At 32.9% G+C, this 231-nt stretch carries 1 protein-coding gene; it reads left to right on the top strand.

The annotated features are described in order from the left end of the window. Window positions 1–30: 30 nt before the first annotated feature. Window positions 31–231: hypothetical protein (locus tag ACWA1B_RS23745; protein ID WP_456911160.1), on the top strand; the 201-nt coding region annotated here is incomplete at its 3' end.

Genomic DNA, 231 nt, shown 5'->3' with positions numbered 1-231 from the left:
AAACGCCAAATTGAATTTAAATAATAACAAATGGAAGCATATAAAGATTTTAAAGGAACCAAGTGGAAAGAAAAAATCGAAGTAAATGATTTTATCTTAAAAAATTATACAGAATATACAGGGGACGAATCTTTCCTCGAAGGCGCAACAGAAGCCACTAAAAAGCTATGGGATAAGCTAAGCGATATGTTTAAGGTTGAAAAGGAAAAAGGTGTGTATGACGCTGAAACC

The sequence above is a fragment of the Flavobacterium xizangense genome, assembly GCF_054075145.1.
The sequence above is the reverse complement of the archived record's forward strand: the minus strand, read 5'-3'. Positions and strand labels throughout refer to the sequence as shown.